Below are 21255 nucleotides of genomic sequence, written 5' to 3'. Positions count from 1 at the left end.
AGGCGATTCGCCCGCACGTTCAGCTCTGCATATGTCAGGCGGTCGTTCTCGTACACAACGGCTTCCGCTTCTGGCGTGTGCCCCGCCTGTTCCTCGAACAGTCGGTGGAACGTAGCCACAGGAGCCACTTCCGGCTGCGCCGGATTAAACGCGCGGACCATTTCTTCTTTTTCCGTAGCCGTCAACAGCTGAAGTTCGCTCACACCCATATTCGGATTAACCGCAGCCTGCTCCAGTGCCCTGGCAAAATGACCATGGATCTGCCGGATGTCTTGTTCCCTGAAGGTCAGCGCATTGTACGTAAACCGCAGCAAAATATGCTCTTCCGGAATGACGGTAATATCCAGATCGTAGTTCGTTTGTTCCGGCGACTGAATATTAGCAATCTGTAACGCTCCCTGCTCACCACCGACGACCTGTTCAATCTGTTCTTCCATCGGATAATTTTCAAAGACCATGATATGGTTGATCAAATCTCGCTTTTGCTCACTGAGCGACTGGATTTCGAACAGCGGATACGTTTCATAAGCTGCCGATGCCAGCGCTTGATCCTGAGTTTTTCTCAAGATATCGGCCACTGTATCCCCCGCTTTGCCTTGAATACGAACCGGAATCGTATTAATAAACAAACCAATCATGCTTTCGATGCCCGGAATTTCCGCGGGACGCCCAGATACGACGGAGCCAAATACGACATCCTCGCTGTTGTTGTATATCTGTAGCACCAGTCCCCATACAGTCTGCATGAACGTATTAAGCGTCACCTGCTGCTGGCGGGCCATTCTCTCGATTAGCCCGGTCAGCTCCTTGCTGAGCTCCATATCAATTTCAGCCATTTCAAAAGCATGCTGCTTGAGCTTTGTTCTCTCCTGCGGCAGCTTGGTCTGCTGATCGTACCCCGTCAAATATTCGGACCAGTAACGCGAAGCTTGCGAAGCATCTTGAGCTTCCAGCCATTCGATATACCGGGAGTACGAAGTAACCGGGGAAAGCTCCAGTGTCCGCTGCTCTTGGAACGCAAAGTAGGTGTCGAATACTTCCTTCATCATAAAGGACATGCACCAACCGTCCATCAAAATGTGATGATGACTCCAGATCACATGGTAAGACTCGTCACCTGTACGCAAAACGGTCACACGCATCAGAGAGCCTTGGGCCAGATCGAACTTGTTCGCTTTATCCGCGCTGACAAAATCAGCTATCGTCTGCTTCAGACTTTTATCGCTTGCCGAGCGAATATCTTTGAAGTACACCTCACACTTCCGCTCGCGGAATACCACTTGGATCGGCTCATCTCTCCAACCGCTCATAAAGTTGGTCCGCAACGCTTCATTCCGCTGCACCAGCGTATCCAACCCTTGAGTGAAGGCTTCGACATTCAGGCTTCCATGCAGATCGAAGGTCACCTGTTCGAAGTACGCATCCGAATCGGCATCCAGCAAACTGTGGAATAACATCCCTTTTTGCAACGGAGTCAGGGTATACACATTCTCCAGTTCGCCAAGCGCTGCCGTATGCTCGGTCAACCGCTCCAGTTCCTCCACGGTCACATCTTGAAGCAGTACATCACTAGGCGTAAGCTCTGGTCGCTCTTTCGATAGACAATGACGGATGACTTCGCGCAAGCTTGATTGAAGCAGAGTGCCCAAGCGCTCGATCGTTTCCCGTTTATACTGGGTTTTCCCATAACGAATGCTCAGTTCCAGCTCGCCTTCTGACACCATACCGTTGATATCGAGCACAAAATCCATCACTGCGTTCGGACTTGAATCCGAGCCCGGACTGAACGGAGACGGCTGCGAGCCGCTGCTTTCGTAATCCTGATCGAACTGACCCAGATAGTTAAAGCTGATCTCCGGCTCCAAAACGAAGCGCTCGCCATCCCGCGGTGCCGACAAATAACGCAGAATGCCGTAACCCATTCCTTTGTTTGGAATGCGGCGTAAATTTTCTTTCACCTGTTTCACCTGATGCCCCAGCGTCTCGCCGTAACCCGATTCCAGAACGACAGGAAATTGGCTTGTAAACCAGCCTATCGTACGGGTAATATCCACATCGGGCAACAGTTCTTCCCGGCCATGGCCTTCAAGATTCACCAGTACACGCTCCTGACCACTCCAGGCTTGTACTGCAAGGGCAAGTGCAGTAAGTAACAGATCATTCATGTCCGTGTGGTAAGCACGATGCGCCTGCTTCAACAACTGCTCCGTTTCCTCGGTTGTCCAGCGAACCGTTAAGAGCTCACTGTCCTCCAACCTGGACTTGCCTTGTTCAAAATCCTTTGGAAGCGGCTCATAAGCCAATTGCTCGATCTGCTGCCAGTACGCTCTTTCACTTTCCATCGCCGAACCGTTGGCATAATCGGAGAGCTGTTTAGCCCACGTTTGGAATGAATCCGTTTTGAGCGGCAAACGCACTGGCTGACCTTGTATGGCTTGCTCATAGCCAGTAGCAAAATCTTCAAGCAGAATCCGCCAAGATACACCGTCTACAACCAAGTGATGGATCGCGATGAGCAGATGATCGCCGTCGTCGCAACGGAACAAGCCGAGCTTCACCAGCGGACCATTTTCCAGATCAATGCTCGCTTGAATATCATTCGCCTTAGCCTCTACCGCTTCTTTCACGTCGCGGGCTCCCTTGAAACTCACAACCTCCAGCTCGAACAGCACTTCGTTCTCTCCGGCGCTGCGATTCCAAGCGGTATAACCGTTCTCGGTTTGAGGATAAACCGTACGGAGAGCATCGTGATGCACGATAAGCTGACGCATCGCCTGGCGTAGAGCTTCTTCATCAAAACCTTGCTTGGAAAACTGCATGAACGCTTGGTTGCTATGATGTACATCGGCCGGATTTTGTTCAAAGAACCAGCGCTGAATCGGGGTAAAAAGGACCGCTCCCGTTACTTCGGCCTGACTTGCCGTTCTCTCCACCTTTTGCAGTTGCAAACTGAGCGCGGTAATCGTCGGGTAATGGAATAAATCTTTCATAACCAGCTTGTACCCCGTTTGCAAAAGACGGGACGATACCTGCAAGGCTTTGATCGAATCGCCACCAAGGGCAAAGAAATTGTCCATCGTGCCAACATGATCCACACCCAGCACCGACTGCCAGACTGATGCAAGTGCTTGCTCGGCAGGAGTACGAGGCGCCGTGTATGCAACCTCGGCACGAATACCTCCTTCAGGAACAGGCAGTGCTTTACGGTCAATCTTTCCATTCGGCGTAAGCGGCATCTGATCCAGGCGCATAATACGCGCTGGTACCATATGGGCAGGCAGCGCGGCGTCCAGCTGGGCCACAAGCCCTTGCAGATCGAAGCTGGAATCTGCTACAACGTATCCGCACAAATATTTCTGCCCTCGCTCGTCCATTCGCTCGATGACAAGCGATTGACGCACGTCAGCAACATTTTTCATGGTCGCTTCAATCTCACCTAGCTCGATCCGATAACCGCGAATTTTCACCTGATTGTCGATCCGACCGATAAAATCCACGTTGCCGTCTGGCATCCAGCGCGCGAGATCTCCCGTACGGTACAGTCGCTCCCCGGCAACGAACGGGCTATCCACAAAGTTCTCTGCCGTCAGATCGGGACGGTTCAAGTAACCACGAGCCACACCTGCTCCACCGATAACCAGTTCGCCGAGCACTCCGATCGGTACTGGCTTCAGATTCGCATCCACGATGTAGAATCTGGCATTCAACCAGGCTTTGCCTATTGGCACGCTGCCCGTCTTCGGCAGCTTCTCCAGCGGTTCGTCATAGAAGCTGGAATCAATCGCAGCTTCCGTAACACCGTAGCTGTTAATAATACGGAACTGCGCGCCAAAGCGCTCCTGCAAGGTGCGATAATCCGCTACGCTGCACGCATCCGAACTTGTAATCAGCAGCTGCATTGAGCTGAGATCCAAATCCTCGGCATACACATGCTCCATGAACGGCACAATCAGCGCCGGTGTTGATTCGAACACCGTCACAGCGTAGTCACGAATCCAGCCGTACAGGCGAGTTGGATCAATCCGGTCGTCTTTAGGTACAATGACCATGGTGCCACCGTTGTATAGCGTCCGGGCAATATCACCGACGAACACGTCAAACGAGAAGCTCGCGAGCTGCAGCAGCCGGATCGGGAACTGATCCAGGCGGTATCCTCTGCGGTAACCCTCCGCCGTGTTCACAAGGCCGCGGTGTTCCACCGCCACGCCCTTCGGACGGCCAGTCGTACCAGAGGTGTAGATAACGTAAGCCAGATCACTTGGTTTGTTCACATTTCCCGGATTCGATACCAATTCTGTCGAAAATACGCTTTGCTCAACTTCTGACGTGACAGATGTTTCCACAGCAGCCGTCTCTGCTTGTGTCAAAGCCTCTACCTCTACACGTGCCCCTGTTTCAACGTCCGCTTGTAAGCTCACAGCTGTTTCCAAAGCTCCGAGACTATACGTCGCGGCATCGTCAAGCGCAAGCACCGTTTGCAGCGCTAGAGCTCCATCTCTACTCCAGGCCTCTGCTTGCTCCAGTAAGCGGGTCTGCGTGAGCAGTACCGATGCCCCACTGTCCGCGAGCATATATTCGATTCGATCTGCTGGATAGTCCGGGTCAAGAGGTACATAGGCACCGCCTGCTTTCCATACGGCGAGTACCCCGACCAACAGCTCCGCCGAACGATCGGCAAGAATGCCAACCACCTGCTCCGGCTTCACCCCGCGTGACCGCAGTACATACGCCAGACGATTTGCTTGAGCATTCAGCTCCGCATACGTCAGCTTGCTGTCTTCGTAGACAACCGCCAGCGTACCCGGAGTAAGCTGCACCTGCCGCTCGAACAGCTCATGGAACGTGCTCTCTCTCCAACGCAACTCACAAAGCTCATCCCTTTCCAGGCTGGCATCCATTACAGCGGGTTGCTCCGCATGAGACGAGCATGATACGTCAAATCCGACCAGTAAATCATGTTTTTCACTGCCTGTTACAATATCCAGATCTGCAATATGTGCATCCGGCTGAGCCAGAATCGACATCAGGAGCTGTTCGTAATGACCCGCCAGCCTGACCATCGTTTCCGATCTAAACAATGAGGTAGCGTACTCGATCTTGCACACCAACTCGTTATCTGCTTCCACAATATCCAGGCTGAGATCAAATTTTGCTGTCTTTTCCTCGATGTCAAACAACGACCATTGCAAGCCTTCCAGCATAAAATCGAGACTTTCGTGCTTTTGCAATGAAAACATCGTATCAAACAGTGGGTTCCGGCTTAAATCACGGGGCACCTGAAGATCCTCTACCAGCTGCTCAAACGGATAATCCTGATGCTCATAGGCTCCAAGCGTCGTTTCCTTCACTTCCTGCAAGTAGTCCAGGAACGTCCGCTCTGCCGCCGGACCCAAGCGAAGGGCCAGCGTGTTGACAAACATGCCAATAATCGGCTGCAGGTCAGCGTGAGAACGGGCGGCAATCGGAGTGCCAATCACGATATCTTCCTGTCCCGCGTATTTATGAAGCAATATGGAGTACGCAGCTAGCAGGAGCATGTACAGCGTTGTCCCTGAATCACTGGCAAGCTGTTTAAGAGCTTCCCCTTTCACCGCATCCAGTGTAAATGTGAGTGTGTGCCCTTCAAACTGCTGCACGGCAGGGCGGGAGAAGTCAAGAGGCAGTTCAAGCACCGGAAGTTCGGATCTGAATACCTCCCGCCAGTATTCCCCCTGCTGTTTAATATTTTGACGCTGCTTCTCAGATTGCTGCCAAACGGCATAATCCTTGTATTGAATCCGTAGCTCTGGCAACTCTTCCCCATTGTAGAGACACACGAATTCACGCAGCAGTACATCCATCGACAGTCCATCGGAACCAATATGATGAATATCCAGCGCAAGCAGGAATTTCTCTTCAGCCAGTTCAATTAACAGGGCACGCAGCAAAGGCGGACGGGTCAAGTCAAAAGGCTGAATGAAGGCCTCAAGAATGCCCCCAACCTGATCTTCGCTGGCCTGAAGCTTCTTTACCTTGAAAGCCACGTGCGGATATATACGCTGAACTGGCTCCCCATTCACCACTTCAAAGCCGGTGCGCAGCATATCGTGCCGGGCCACCAAAGTATTCAGCGCCGCTTCCACCTTGGCCTCGTTCAAGGTCCCTACTAACTGCAAGGCGCTTGGCAGATTGTAATTCAGCTCCAAGCTATCTAGCTGGTGCAGAACGTATAATCTTTTTTGCGCAGAGGAAACCGGATAATATGCCTTCTCTTCCGCTTTCGGAATCGAGCTGTGCTTTGTTTCTTCCAGGCCGGCAATCACTCCAGCCATCGACTCCACCGTCGTATAGCGGAACACATCACGGAGCGGAAGCTCAGCATTCATTTCCTTTCGAATTCTGCTGACAAGGTTTGTCGCCCGCAAGGAGTGCCCACCCAGCTCGAAGAAATTGTCTAGGACGCCAAAGCCGGAGTACCCCAGCACTTCCTCCCAAATCTTCACAAGTCGGGACTCCGTCGTGTTCCGCGGCGCTATGTATTCAACGCCCGTTTGCAAGCCGCCTTGAGGCTCCGGCAGTGCTTTGCGATCTACTTTGCCGTTGGACGTCAGCGGCATACGCTCCAGCTGCACGAAGAACGACGGGATCATATAACCCGGCATTACGTGAGCTAGCGCGGTTCTCATTGCGCTGACCGTAAGTGTCCGGTCTGCCACAAGATAGGCGACAAGTGCCTTCTCACCTCCGTCGTCCTGACGGGCGAGCACTACCGCTTCTTCCACGCCCCGGACGTTCAGTAGCTTTGTCTCGACTTCATCCAGCTCGATGCGGTATCCGCGAATTTTGACCTGATGGTCGATCCGTCCCAGATATTCGATGTTGCCATCGGGCAGCCAAGCTGCCAAGTCGCCTGAACGGTACAGCTTTTCCCCCTCCGCAAACGGGGAATCGACGAATTTCTCCGCCGTCAGCTCTGGACGGTTCAGGTAGCCTCTCGCCAGACCTTCCCCGGCCACGTACATTTCGCCCGCTACACCAATCGGCACTGGGCGGCGATTTTCATCCAGCACGTACACACGCAGCGTTGGAATCGGCTTACCGATATTACTCTTTGCTGCTTCAATTTCGACCCATGTGATCTCCTTATACGTTACGTGAACCGTCGTCTCCGTAATGCCGTACATGTTGATTAGCTTTGTCTCCGGGTACTTCGTCTTGAAACCCTTGAGCAGCAATGGACTGAGTGCTTCCCCCCCGAAGATGACGTTACGAATCGTCAGATCGTACGCATGGTCAGCCAAAACCTCACGCAGCAGCTGATAAAAATACGTTGGCGTCTGATTTAGAATCGTGACCTGTTCGCGGCCCAGCAGCGCCAGAAACTCTCCCGGATTTTTCGCCGTGAGCGGTGGTACGATGACCAGCTTGCCTCCGTTCAGCAACGCTCCATACATTTCCCAGACGGAAAAATCAAAGCAAAACGAGTGGAACAGCGTCCACGTGTCGGACGGCCCGAAGTCGAACAGGTTCTTGTCGTTGAACAGGAGACGCACGACATTGTTATGCTCGATCAACGTTCCTTTCGGTTTACCGGTCGTTCCCGACGTGTAGATGACATAAGCCAGATTGCCCGGCCCGGAAATCGGCTCCAGATTTGAAGTCTCCAGCATCAGCGTATCTGCGGAATCTGCACCGCTATCTCCCCCAACGAAATCATCTAATTCAAGACGTATTCCTGCGAAGTCCGTCTTCTCATGCAGATGCTTTTGAATGAGCAGTAACGGTGCGCCCGAATCCTCAAGCATGAAGCCAATACGCTCCTCGGGATAGTCGGGATCAACAGGCACGTAAGCTCCGCCCGCTTTGAGAATCGCCAGAATGCCGACAACCATATCGAGCGAACGTTCGGCCAGAATCGCTACCAGCTGATCCGCTTCGACTCCCGTCTCCCGCAGCTTCCGTGCCAGCCTGTTGGATCGCTCGTTCAGCTCGCGGTAAGTCAATGAATGGTCGTTCATGACAGCCGCGACATTGTCTGGATAAAGCTCTGCCTGCGCTTCAAACAGGCCATGAATCGTTTCCTGCCGCGGATAGTCCGCATCCGAATCGTTGAAATCAAGCAGCAGCTCTCGGATTTCTTGTTCCGTTAGCATGTCTAACGAGGCAATGTCACTGTCTGGAGCTGCTGTAATGGCTTCGAGCAGCTTGTCATAATGTCTGGCGAACCGTTCCGCAGTTTCCTGTTTATACACAGCCGTAGCATATTCCAACCGGCATTCGAGCTGACCATCAAGCTCGGAAACGTCCAGAAGCAGTTCGAACTTGGATGTTCTGTTTTCCAGCGGGTAGAATGATTGCTCCAGCCCCTCAATGATAATTTGCTCGTTCTCCGTATTTTGCAGAGAGAAGAACGTATCAAAGAGCGGATTCCGGCTAGTCGCGCGCGGTATTTGAAGACTTTCCACCAAGTCTTCAAATAAATAATTTTGGTGTTCAAAAGCCCCGAGCGTGATGTCCTTGATTTCTTCCAGATACGAAAGGTACGGCTTGGAACGCTCTGGACGACTGCGAATCGCCAGTGTATTGATAAACATGCCTACAATCGGCTGCACTTCTTCCTGCGTTCTTCCAGCAATCGGTGTTCCCACGATCAAGTCTTCCTGACCCGAATATTTGTGCATAAGGATGGAGTAAGCCGACAGCAGCACCATGTACAGCGTTGTGCCCGTTCGTGCCGCCAGTTCTTTCAGCTTCTCCGTCCGCTCTTTTCCGATATAAAACTTTACGGTCCGGCCGTCAAAGCTTTGCACCGCAGGGCGCGAGAAGTCCGTCGGCAGCTCCAAGACTGGCAGCTCACCTGATAACTGCTCAAGCCAGTACGCCTTCTGCGGCTGGAGCAGCTCTCCATAAGCTGCGGAATGTTGCCAAACGGCATAATCTCTGTACTGGATACGCAGCGGAGCCAGCTCTTCCCCACGATACAGGCGGCTGAACTCGTCGAAGAGTACGGCTGTTGAAATGCCGTCCGAGACGATATGATGCATATCAAACAGCAAAATGTGGCGATCCTTGGCAACTTCAATCAGACCTATACGGAGAAGTGGCGGCTTGGTCAGATCAAACGGACGATAGTACGCTTCCACCACTTCATGCACTTCCCGCTCGCTTGCCTGGAAATAATCTACAGCAAACTCCACCTCGTCATAAATGTGCTGTACCAGTTCCCCTTGAACCTGCTCAATCCCGGTCCGCAGTGTCTCATGGCGCTGAATCAGAGCCCGGAACGCGCACTCCACGCGCATACGATCCAGCTTGCCTTCGAGAAGAAGTGCCGCCGACATATTGTAGCTTCGCTCAGAAGCATCAAGCTGACGCAGGACATACAGACGTTTCTGCTCGGATGAAACCGGATAGTACACAGCCTCTGCCGCCTTGGTAATCTCATACGTCTCCTGCTGCTTTAAACCGCCAATTCTTTGGGCAAGCTGCTCGATGGTTGTGTAACGGAAAACGTCCCGTAGCGGAACCTCGACTTGCAGTTCTCTTCGAATCTTGGAAACCAGCGAGGAGGCACGCAAGGAATGACCACCCAGGTCAAAGAAATCGTCATGGACTCCAACTTGCACAATGCCTAATATCTGCTGCCACATAAGTGCAAGTCTTGTTTCCAGGGATGTACGGGGAGCCACATACTCACGACCTGCTTCTATCTCTCCAGTAGGTTCGGGCAGTGCTTTACGATCAATTTTGCCGTTTGGCGTGAGTGGAAGCTGATCAAGTGACACCAGCCGGGCGGGAACCATATGCGCTGGCAGCTCTTGCTTCAATTGAGACAGCAGTTCACCGGGCTTCAAGGAGCCCTCTCCCGCCACGTAGGCACACAAATACTTTTGCCCCTGTTCATCCGTGCGGTCAGTCACCACAGCCTGCTGGATGCCCTGGAAACGCAGCAGAGCCGTTTCAATCTCTCCAAGTTCGATCCGGAACCCGCGAATTTTCACCTGATAGTCAATTCGGCCGATGAAGTCAACGTTGCCGTCTTCCAGCCACCGAGCCAAATCGCCTGTTCGATATAGACGTTCACCTGGCACAAATGGGCTATCTACAAACTTCTCGGCGGTTAGATCCGAACGGTTCCAGTACCCCCGTGCTACCCCCGCGCCTCCGATGACAAGCTCGCCCGGAACCCCTACAGGAACCGGATTTAACGCAGCATCGACAATGTAAAACCGGGCGTTCAGCCAAGCTTTGCCGATTGGCACATGCCCCGACGGCGGCAGCTTGTCCAGCGGCTCATCGTAAAAACTGCTATCAATGGCAGCCTCGGTAACGCCATAGCTGTTGATTATTCGGAATTGTCCACCGAATCTCTCCTGCAGCAGGCGGTAATCGGTGACACTACAAGCATCCGAACTCGTAATCAGCAACTGCAAGGAGCTGATGTCCAGCCCTTCTTCATAGATATGCTGCATGAACGGCAGAATGAGCGCAGGCGTCGATTCGAATAGCGTAATGTCCTTCTCCTGAATCCAGCCGTATAAGCGGTTCGGATCAATTCGGTCATCTTTTGGCACGATCACCATCGTACCTCCGTTATACAGCGTCCGAGCAATGTCTCCAACGAACACATCAAACGAGAAACTGGCGAGCTGAAGCAACCGCACCGGGAACTGATCCAATTGATACTCGCGACGGTACGCATCCGCCGTATTCATAAGACTACCGTGCTCAATCATGACGCCTTTCGGGCGTCCCGTCGTACCCGAGGTGTAAATGACATAAGCCAGATCTTGCGGGGCGCTGTCGGCAGATTTAAATTCCGCGGATAAAGCATCTATGTTATACATCTGTTCATCGTCCATCGCATAGACCGCTTGAAGCTTGAGCCGGTCATCAGCCAGCCAGCCTCCGGCCCGCTCCATCAGATGACGTTGCGTAAGCAGCACCGATGCTTCACTATCGCTCAGCATATATTCAATCCGCTCTGCCGGATAATCCGGGTCCAGTGGCACATAGGCCCCGCCAGCTTTCCAGACGGCAAGCACCCCGACCAGCAGTTCCACCGAACGTTCTGCCCAGATTCCCGTAATCGTCTCCCTGCCTACGCCCTGTTGACGAAGGAGCGCAGCAAGAGTGTCGGCCCGTTCATTTAATTCGCCGTAAGTCAGCTGTTTGTCCATGTAGACAACCGCCGGATGATTCGGAATGTCCCGGGCAAACTTTTCAACATGTCGATGGAACGCTTCTCCCTCGCTCATTCCTGCCACTCCCGGGTTGTACATGTGAAGAATACGGTATCTTTCCTCATCGCTCAGCAGAGAAATCTCGCGTACCGACAGTTCAGGAGTCTGAAGAAACTGGTCCAGAACGGTTACATACTGTTCCATAATCCGATCAATCTCGGCCTTCTCGAACAGGCCGGTACGATAAGAAGCATGGAGAATGACATGGCCTTCGTTCAACATATGGTCGAAACGCAGCAGTAAATCATCCATCTCATGTCTGGCAAAGTGAGCCTCCAGGCGTACCTTGATTTCTTCGAACTCCACAATTTTCAAAGGCAGATATTCTACAGACGTGCGGAACAGCTCCGAAAGATCGTTGCGGCCATGCTGTTCTCGCAAGTCCTGAATCAATTGATTGTATGGATATTTCTGATGTCGCAGATCCGCCGTATTTTCCTTGGAAACCGTTTGGATCAACGAAAGCAGGGACCCCTCCGGATTCAGACCAATTCGCGTAGCCACGGTGCTGACGAACATGCCGATCGTCTCTTTTTCCTTCTTGCTCGTACGATTGGCAAAAACTGTGCCGACCGGAACATCGGTGCTATCGGTTAACTTGTACAGCAAGGCATACATAGCGGACAGAAACAACGTATATAAGCTGACCTGATATTGTTCACTGAAAGCCAGAATGCGTTCATACCGCGAGCCATCCAACATAACGGATTGTTTATCGGATTCGCTACCGATTGAGAATGGTGGAACAGATTTGATGCCTGTCGTTTCAGGCAAAGTACTGTACTTTGTCAGCCAGTATTCCTTGCCTTTTTGATAACGCTGTGATTGCTCATATTCACGTTCTGCTAAAATATAATCCCGATAGGAAGGGGCTTGATAACTGCCAGAGATGCCTTTGCGCAGTTCGAGATATTTTTCCATCACCGCATGCAGCAAACCCGTGACGGACAAACCATCCGCGATAATATGATTTATTGTTAAATTGAGCGATACTTGGCCGTTCGCAAAATGGATAATCGTAAATTGGTGGAGGTTTTCGTCAAACACGCTAACCGGTTTTTCACTGACTTCTTTTACCCAGGCATTGAATTGTTCGGTTGTGTCTAATTCGAGATGACTTATTCTGACTTGCACATTCTCCGGCTCTTCGAACCACTGCACTGGATGTTGCAAATCGCCGCCAATGCGGATTCGGAAGGCGTCATAGGTTTTGACGATCTCTGCCGCCGCTTGTTCCAGCAGCTGCGTGTCGATCTCCCCTGTAATCTGGTAGGTCGCGGAAAGCATCGTGATGGACGTGCCCGGATTCATAATTTCCATGAACCATATTCGGCGCTGGGCTTGCGTTAATCCATATTGCTCATTGATATTCTCTCTCACATCGACACACTCCCATTTTAGAGATTGTTTGTAGATAGACTTTGCAACGATATCTCACCATAAAGCCACCCGTTGTTAAGCAGATCTAACCGTACATTCGGGCGTAATAACCGCCGAGCGCCAGCAGGTCCTGATGGCTTCCCCGTTCGACGACCGTGCCTTGATTCATCACGGCAATCCAATCCGCATGTTCCACAGTACTGAGCCGGTGGGCAATCAGAAGTGTGGTGCGTTCCTTCATCAATTCGTTCAGCGCCTGCTGCACCCAATGCTGGGATTCGTTATCCAGTGCGGAGGTCGCTTCGTCCAGCAGGAGAATCGGGGCATTTTTAAGAATTGCTCGAGCGATCGCAATCCGCTGTCTTTGTCCACCTGACAACGATGCTCCCCTCTCTCCTACCGATGTTTTATACTGTTCAGGAAGTTCCTGAATGAAATGGTGCGCATACGCCGCTTTGGCCGCGGCAATCACTTCTTCATCCGTCGCCTCCTTGTTGCCATAGCGAATGTTTTCCTCAATTGTGCCCGTAAACAAAAATGGCTCCTGCGGAACGTATGCAATCTGCCTGCGAATTTCATCCAGCGTGTAATGGCCAAATGGCTTGCCTTGGAGCAGAATTTCCCCGCTGTCCACCGGATAAAAGCCGAGCAATAGCTTGATCAGCGTACTTTTGCCGCTTCCGCTGGCTCCCACGATCGCAGCCACCTGACCGGGAAACACCTGCATAGACATGTCAACAAGCACCTTTTGATCCGTCTGATAGGAAAATTGTACATCGCGAAACTCCACCGCCGCCTCCGACACGAGTCCGCTATGGGGAGAGCCCAAGCGTTCAGGCTCCTCCTCTTCTCCAAGTACCTCTTGAATCCGATGAGCACCCGCAAGCGAATTTTGGGTCATCGACAGAACCATGCCCAAGTTCAGCAAAGCATGTGTCAGATTCACCTGCAAAACCGCAAGAGCAGCGACGCTGCCCATTCCCATTAGGCCGTAGGCATAAAGAAGACTACCGATGACAATAATGCCGCAGAACGTGACGTAGCTGATAAAATGGTTCACTGCGGCCTGCATGCCGTTCTTCTGCGCCGTTTGCCGAAGCATCTGCGTCATCTGCTCATTCAGCGCTTCATACTGGCTATAAATCGTGCGGATGCGGAACAGCTTTACAATTTGAATGCCACCCATGAAATCTTTGAATTTTTCGGTCATTTTACCGAGCGTATGCAAGCCTTGTTCCGACAAGGCACGAATATCCCGCGCAAATTTCAGGCTGACCACGGAGGAAAGCAGCAGAATGACAAAGGATACCGCGGCAAATCTCCAATCAATCAATACCATCGATACAATGGAGCCGATGCAGAAGACAACTTGAAGCAACAAAACAAAGTATACCTGCGAAAATGTAAACTCCACCGTTGTAACATCGTTGTTCACCCGTGACAGTAAATCTCCATGGTGCGTCTGCTCGAGAAATCTCGGCCGTACCCGGCACAGCTTGTCATAAAGACGTTGACGGATATTCAGCACAGTCAGCTCAACACTGCGCTGGTACAAGTAAATGAACCAGGGAGAGATCATATTTTCAAGGAACAGGGCCGCGCCCAAAATAATGAAGGCTTCCACCATCAGGGACGTATCTCGGGACACGGCGAAATTAACGAGATTATGTACGACCAAGCTGAAGGCGATCAGGAATAATGTCTGGGTGAGGGCCGTCACAGCCAGGCCAGTGGCGTACTGGATTTTGTGCTTGCGGTTCATAAACGTCAGCAGATAGCCAAGTTCTTTTACTTGCGAGAGCCTTCCGCCCTTTTTCATGTGTACGACACCTCCCTGCGTTCGGCGGACTCGGTAAATTCCTGATAGTACGACTGGGCATACATTCCCTTCATCTGCAACAATTGTTCATGAGTGCCCTTTTCAACAATCTTTCCTTGTTCCATGACCCAAATTTCGTCGGCGTTTTGCACTGTAGAGAGCCGGTGAGCAATCACCATCGTTGTTCTCTGCTTCATTAATATGCCTAGCGCCTCCTGAACCGCGCTTTCCGACTCTGGATCAAGAGCCGACGTGGGCTCGTCCAGCAGCAGAACGGGAGCATTCTTCAGGAAAGCCCGGGCGATTGCAATACGCTGACGCTGCCCGCCGGACAAAAATCCTCCGCGCTCTCCAACATACGTCTGGTAGCCATCAGAAAGCTGCATAATGAAGGAATGCGCCTGAGCCGCTTTTGCAGCCTCAATGATTGCCTCCATGGGCGCCCCTTCCCGCCCATAACCGATATTCTCGGCAATCGTGCCGCTAAACAAATACGAATCCTGAGTAACTACAGAAAAATGTGACCGAAGCTGCTCTGGATCAGCTCCCTCGATCAGGCTACCGAACACACGGATCTCGCCCTGATTCTCCGCAAGCGGATAAAAACCGCATACCAGCTTAAACACCGTGCTCTTTCCTCCACCACTTGCTCCGACGAGCGCAATCGTCTTGCCTTCCGGCACCGCGAAGCTAACATGCCGCAGGATCGGGGAATTTTCCTCATACCCGAAGGTTACGTCTTGGAACTCGATGGGAGCGGCGCTTACTTTCGGCAGCGAACGGCCATTTTCCGTTTCGGTAGGCTGTTCGACGATTTCGGAGACCCTTCTCAGGGCACCGGTCATTTCGAATGTACGTGTAATGAGCTCAGGAATATGCTCCAGCGGCTCCAGACACAGATTTAGCAAGTACAGGAAGGCGACCAGTTCTCCAGCGCCTAACTGCCCTTGGTAGATCAAATAACTTCCGTAACTGACAGCGAAAATGATCGGGCTGATCATCAGCGTGGAAAGCAGCGGGTTGACCCAGGCTTCGCGCTTTTTCACAGCCAGCTTTTTCTGGGCTGTCAATTGCAGTAGCTGTTGGTAAGAACGAGATAACATACCGGACAACAGATAGCTTTTTACAATGGGCATACCCCCAAGCGTATCCTGAAGATTGACATTCATTCGCCCCATGTTCGCCTGCGCTTCCTCCGTCAATCGTTCCAGCTGCTTGCCAATCCATTGGGAAACCAGCAGCGCTAAGGGAAATAACAGCAGACTGTACAGCATCAGCTCCCATTGGAGGTAGAGCAAATAAGCAAAACAGCCGATGAACAGCAATGGGTGATAGAACCACTGGGCGAGGTCTCGAATCATAAACTGCTGAATAAGCTGCAGGTCGTTGTTGATTCTCGACAACACGTCGCCGGAGTGCTGCTTTTCCAGATAGGAGACACGGAGTTTGCCGATATGACGCATGACATGGTTGCGCATATCCTGTACCGCAGAGGCGCTGCTTCGCTCCACACCGAAGCTCATGAAAAATTTGGCCGGCACACCGATTAAGATGACCACAAAGACCGCGTACACGATCTGCAGAACAATTGGCCCTGCCCCCTTCTCAGCCTGAGTGGTCAACTGCTCAATCAAACTTCCCGTCCATATTTCAATAATTGCGGCGGCAATGGCGGACGAGGTACCCACGATCATCCAGCCTTTATGACGGCTTACATAAGACATCAGCCAGCGGAGTGCTTTCCAGGTCGCGTAAGCGGTTTGGCGCCTGGAGGGCGCTGCTGTGCCTTGTTCATGTACAAGCGGCTGCTGTTCAGCTTCCATGCAGTACCTTGGCCTCCGCTTCAATCTGCCGCTTGACTTGCCCCAGAATGTCCCGGATAACCACGGCCGTTTCATCCACGCGTGCAATTTCCAACAATTCCTCGTGCGCGCCCTCCAGCCGGTAATCAGTGTAGGCCTGCGTCGTTGCCCTCTGCCAGGACGGCAATTGGTGCTCCCGTCGAAACACTTCGCTGTCCGTTGCAATCAGCTCGTAAATCCGAGCTGCAATCGTGCCGGAATTAATAAGCTGCGCTTCGTATGTCAAGGTCGCTTTGATCTTCCGATAAACCCGCTCCCGCATGAGCGGATTGCTCATTAATTCCTGCTCTTCTTCATCGAAATCCGCAAGCATTTCTTCAAGCTCTTTCTCCGACGTTTCTGGAGGCGTCAGCGTGTCCTTAATCCACGAGTCCACCATAAGCACGTCTGTTACGGAATATCCTCTTTTCTCCATCGTTTTTGCTACCTCAAACGTCAGATTGCCTCCAAAACAGTATCCAAGCAGCACGTAAGGCCCCTTCGGCTGGATGCGCACAATCTCGTCAACATAACGGTTCAGCATCAGCTCGTAATCCGCAGTATCGTCAATAAAATCAATGCCATAGAGCACGAATCGGCCGTCTAGCCTGCTTGCGAGCTCTCGGTAACCCATACCGAAACCACTGCCTGGAGGAAAACAGAACACATTCAGCTCCCCGGCTTTATTCAGCTTAATGAAGGAGTCACCCCCTTTATCAAGCCCCAAATCCCCCTCTCCTAGAGCCATAGCTTCAACGGTTACATGTTGGAAGTGGCGGTTCAGCGGTATCTCCATTCCCATTTCATCGTAAATGGCTTGAACGAGCCTCATCAGACTTAACGAATTGCCGCCCAGCTCAAAAAAATTATCCTTTACGCCGACCTGCGGAACGCCAAGCGCATCCTGCCAGACGCGAGCAATCTTCATTTCGAGCAACGTTCTTGGCGCGACATATTCTGTTCCTCCAGCGGCGACTTCCTCCGGCACGGGCAGTGCTTTGCGGTCGATTTTTCCGTTCAGGGTTAGCGGCATCTGTGAAAGCTGTACGAGGTAAGAAGGAATCATATACCCCGGAAGCTGCTCTCCGAGTTGCTCCTTGAGTTCCTGCGCCGCCAGCCTCTTTTCTGCAACGTAATAAGCGACAAGCTGCTTATCCCCGTTCGCGTCGTCACGGGCGAGCACCACCGCTTCTTGCACGGCGGCGATCTTCAGCAGTTGCTCCTCAATCTCGCCGATTTCGATCCGGTAGCCGCGAATTTTCACCTGATGGTCGATTCGCCCCCGGTATTCGATGTTGCCATCAGACAGCCAGCGGGCGAGATCCCCCGTCCGGTAAAGGCGTTCTCCCGGCGCAAACGGATGCTCCACAAACTTTTCTGCCGTTAGCTCCGGCTGGTTCAGGTAACCTCTCGCAAGCCCCACACCTGCCACGCATAGCTCGCCGTCCACTCCCGGAGGCACAAGCTGCAGACGAGCATCCAAAATAAAAATCCGGTGATTGGCAAGCGGGCGCCCGATCGGAATAACGCTGCGCTCCGGCTGCTGCTCCTCCGCATCCCAAAGCGTCGTAACAATCGAAGCTTCGGTTGGGCCGTATGCATTAAAATAATGGACCTTCTCCTTCCACTGCTGCACGAATTCAGCCGATACCGCCGAACCTCCCGTTACAAGCTTCGTTAAACTGGGAAGGCGGTCCGGGTTCAAATATGCGCTGTACGTCGGAGGCAAAATCGCCGCCGTAATCGCATGCTCGTTCATATAATTCTCGAACAGGCGAGTGTCGAGAATTGTTTCGGTTGTCGGAATGTACAAAGTCGCACCAAAATAGAGCGCTTTGAACACTTCCCAGCAGGATGCATCAAACGACAAACTGGCGAACTGAACAATTCGGTCATGCTCCGTGATGCCCAGCCTGTCCGCATACATCAGCTTCAAGCTAACCAAACCACGATGCTCCAGCATGACCCCTTTGGGATTGCCCGTCGTACCTGATGTATAGATGACATAAGCCAGATCATTCGGACCGCTGGCCGGCTCCAGATTCGAAGCATCCAGCACACCAGTGGAGTCCGCCAGGCTATCGCCCCAAACATAATCGTCTAATTCAAGGCGTGCTCCTGCAAAGTCGGTCTTCTCGTGCAGATGCTTTTGTATTAGCAATAACGGTGCTCCTGAATCCTCGATCATGAAGCGGATGCGCTCCTCCGGGTAGTCGGGATCGACAGGCACGAAGGCTCCGCCAGCTTTAAGAATTGCCAGAATGCCGACAACCATATCAAGCGAGCGTTCGACCAGAATCACCACCAGCTGGTCTGCTTCAACTCCTTTCTCCCGCAGCTTCCGCGCAAGGCGGTTGGATCGCTCGTTCAGCTCGCGGTAGGTCAATTGCTGCTCGTTCATGACAACGGCCACGTTATCCGGGTAATGCTCCGCTTGCTCCTCGAACAAGCCATGGATCGTCTTCCCTCGCTCGAACTCGGTTTCGGTGTCATTAAATCCCTTGAGCAGCTTCTCCCGCTCGACTGGAAACAGCATATCAGCTTGTCCAAGCTCCAGATCCGGCTGAAATAAAAGCTCGGACAGCAACCGAACAAGATGGTCGGCCGCCTGTTCCATAAATGCCCGCTCGTACCGCTGTCCGTCAAAGCTTATTTCCAGCTCAATGGAGTGGTTGTGGCGGTCGAAGCGAAAAACGGTGTCGGACTCCACATGCTTATCCAGCGGTCCCGGATGAATCGGGGCGAAGGATACGATGGTGTTGACGACTGGTAGGCCATTCCCCGTATAGTCCAGATGGAGCGGCTCTACCATTTTTCGAAAAGGCAAGTGCTGATGCTCCAGCGCCTCGCTGATAGAGGCTTTGATGCCTCCAAGCAACGTTTTCAACGTAGTTTGGTGGTTTACAGACGTCTTGATCACTAAAAAGTCATGTGGGGGCGGCGTCTCGCCTTGGTCTGCGCTATAAGAAGGCATACCGACCAGCACTTGATCCCGCCCGGTATACTTAAACAGCAGGCCTTTGACGCCTGCCAGAGCTATCATGTACAAAGCCAAATCCGAACCATTGGCGAGGCGAATCATTTTCTCCGAAAGTTCGCTCGGCAGCGTACGGTGAAGCAAGCACGGCTTGGACGCTGCTTCTCCGCCCTTGAATAACTTGGAGGATTGACTGTATGGAAGAAAGCTTAGGCTATCTTCTGCGTCAAACTTGCCGCTCCAGTACCGTTCTTCCTTTTCAAATAAAGATTTCATTCGTACCTCCCCTAAAAATGAAGTGACCGCATACCCCGGCGCAGGTCTGAAAAAGCTTGCTTTTGACCTGCGCGTTCAGGGGCGTGCATGTTGTTCGTGTCTTCCTTGGGATACACGCCGCTGTCGCTTGATGACGGAGGCGCACTTGTAACATTAGAAAGCAAATTCGATCGTATCCACGGCACTCTTTGCTCCTGATGCCGGTTTATGACATTCGATCCGGCTCAGCTCCAGTTGTGGATTTTCCACGATTTGAGACAGTATCCATAGGTAATCCTCGGTCAAGGTACGAATCATCGTTTCTTTGAACAGCTTGGTGGCGTAGAAAAAGCCACCGCTCAGCGCCCCATTGTTTTCATACATAAACAGCGTGAGATCAAACTTTGCTTCCTCCAACTGGTCAAGCTCGTAATTTTTTAGGCTGATGCCTTCCAGTTCGGCGTCTCGTTCTTCGATATTTTGCAGGTCGAAGACAGCATCGAACAGTGGGAATCGGCCCGGCTCCCGCTTCACATTCAAACGCTCCACAAGTTCCTCGAACGGGTAATCCTGGTTCTCAAACGCCCCCAAAGCCGTTCCCTTTACTTCTTCCAGGTAGGACAAGAACGTTTTGTTGCCCAACGGACGATTACGGAGCGCCAGCGTATTAACAAACATGCCAAGGACCGGCTCCAAATCGACGTTTGTTCTTCCTGCCACCGGAGTGCCCACGATCAAGTCCTCCTGACCGCTGTACTTGGACAGCAACACGGTATACGCTGCAAGCAGCACCATAAACAGCGTGCTTTCACGCTCGGCTGCCATTTCACGCAATCGCGCAAAGAGTGAAGCCTCAACGTCGAACTCCAGATGCGCACCTTCGTAGCTGCGAACTGCAGATCGTTCATAGTCCATCGGCAGCTCCGCCGTAGGCAGCTCGCCTTCGAAGGTTTGCAGCCAATAGGCTTCCTGACGCCCAATCCGCTCTTGGTAGGCCTTCGAATGCTGCCACACCGCATAATCCTTGTATTGAATACGCAGTGGCGGCAGTTCTTCCCCGGCGTAGAAACTCGAGAACTCCTCCATCACAATCGCCATAGATACGCCGTCGGACACAATATGGTGTATATCGAAAAGGAGAATATGAAGGTCAGACTCCAGTTTGATAACCCCGGCGCGCAGCAGAGGCGGCTTGACGAGATCAAACGGACGAACGAAGCTGCGGATGATCTGCTCGATTTGAGCCGCATCCTCTTGATTCGCTTGATGATGCTCAATAGCAAAATCGACCTGCGGGTAAATCCGCTGAACCGCTTCTCCCTTCACAAGCTCAAAACCGGTACGCAGCGATTCATGTCGTAGGATTAATTTGTGCAAAGCGGCTTCCAGCCGTTCTAAATCAAACTCACCTTCCAGTTGCACAAGTTCCGGCATGTTGTACAGCTGATCCGCTCCATCCAGCGTGTGCTGAATGAATAGCCGCTTCTGCGCGGAAGACAGAGGATAATACTCCCTCTCCTCCGCTTGAGGAATGGCTTCATGCTCCTGCCGTTCCATCCGGGTGATTGCCTCCGCCATCGCCGCAATCGTCGAGTGACGGAATACGTCGCGCAGCGGCAGGTTGACGTTTAATTCCTTGAATACCTTGCCTGCCAGCGTTGTCGCGCGCAGGGAATGCCCGCCAAGGTCGAAGAAGTTATCATGAACGCCAATCTGCTTCCCAAGCCCCAGCACGTCCTGCCAGATCGCCACCAGCTTCGT

5 protein-coding genes are annotated in these 21255 nt (G+C 52.3%); all 5 read right to left on the bottom strand.

Features of this window, described 5'->3' with window-relative positions; genetic code table 11:
• The coding region (locus tag DFQ00_RS28075; RefSeq protein ID WP_110899695.1) for a non-ribosomal peptide synthetase at positions 1-12602 on the bottom strand (12602 nt) is incomplete at its 3' end.
• 85 nt (positions 12603-12687) lie between these two features.
• Entirely contained in the window at positions 12688-14421 is a 1734-nt protein-coding gene (locus DFQ00_RS28070; RefSeq protein WP_110899694.1) for an ABC transporter ATP-binding protein, read from the bottom strand.
• On the bottom strand, positions 14418-16244 hold the full coding sequence (locus tag DFQ00_RS28065) for an ABC transporter ATP-binding protein (RefSeq protein WP_110899693.1): 1827 nt from the start codon (positions 16242-16244) through the stop codon (positions 14418-14420). Before DFQ00_RS28065 ends, DFQ00_RS28070 begins: the two co-directional genes overlap by 4 nt.
• Positions 16234-19515 carry a non-ribosomal peptide synthetase gene (locus DFQ00_RS28060; protein WP_110899692.1) on the bottom strand — a complete coding sequence of 1094 codons (3282 nt, stop codon included), beginning with the start codon at positions 19513-19515 and terminating at the stop codon, positions 16234-16236. The genes DFQ00_RS28065 and DFQ00_RS28060 overlap by 11 nt, the downstream gene beginning before the upstream one ends.
• Before the next feature lie 153 nt (positions 19516-19668).
• The coding region (locus DFQ00_RS28055; RefSeq protein ID WP_244214021.1) for a condensation domain-containing protein at positions 19669-21255 on the bottom strand (1587 nt) is incomplete at its 5' end.

The organism is Paenibacillus barcinonensis, from assembly GCF_003217495.1.
GTDB classification, from domain to species: domain Bacteria; phylum Bacillota; class Bacilli; order Paenibacillales; family Paenibacillaceae; genus Paenibacillus; species Paenibacillus barcinonensis.
Note: the sequence above shows the minus strand (reverse complement) of the source record. Positions and strands in the feature narration are given on the sequence as shown.

Excerpts from the sequence above, each read along its gene's own strand:
- DFQ00_RS28060 (WP_110899692.1), bottom strand. The coding sequence starts at position 19,515 with ATGAAATCTTTATTTGAAAAGGAAGAACGGTACTGGAGCGGCAAGTTT.
- DFQ00_RS28065 (WP_110899693.1), bottom strand. The coding sequence starts at position 16,244 with ATGGAAGCTGAACAGCAGCCGCTTGTACATGAACAAGGCACAGCAGCG.
- DFQ00_RS28070 (WP_110899694.1), bottom strand. The coding sequence starts at position 14,421 with ATGAAAAAGGGCGGAAGGCTCTCGCAAGTAAAAGAACTTGGCTATCTG.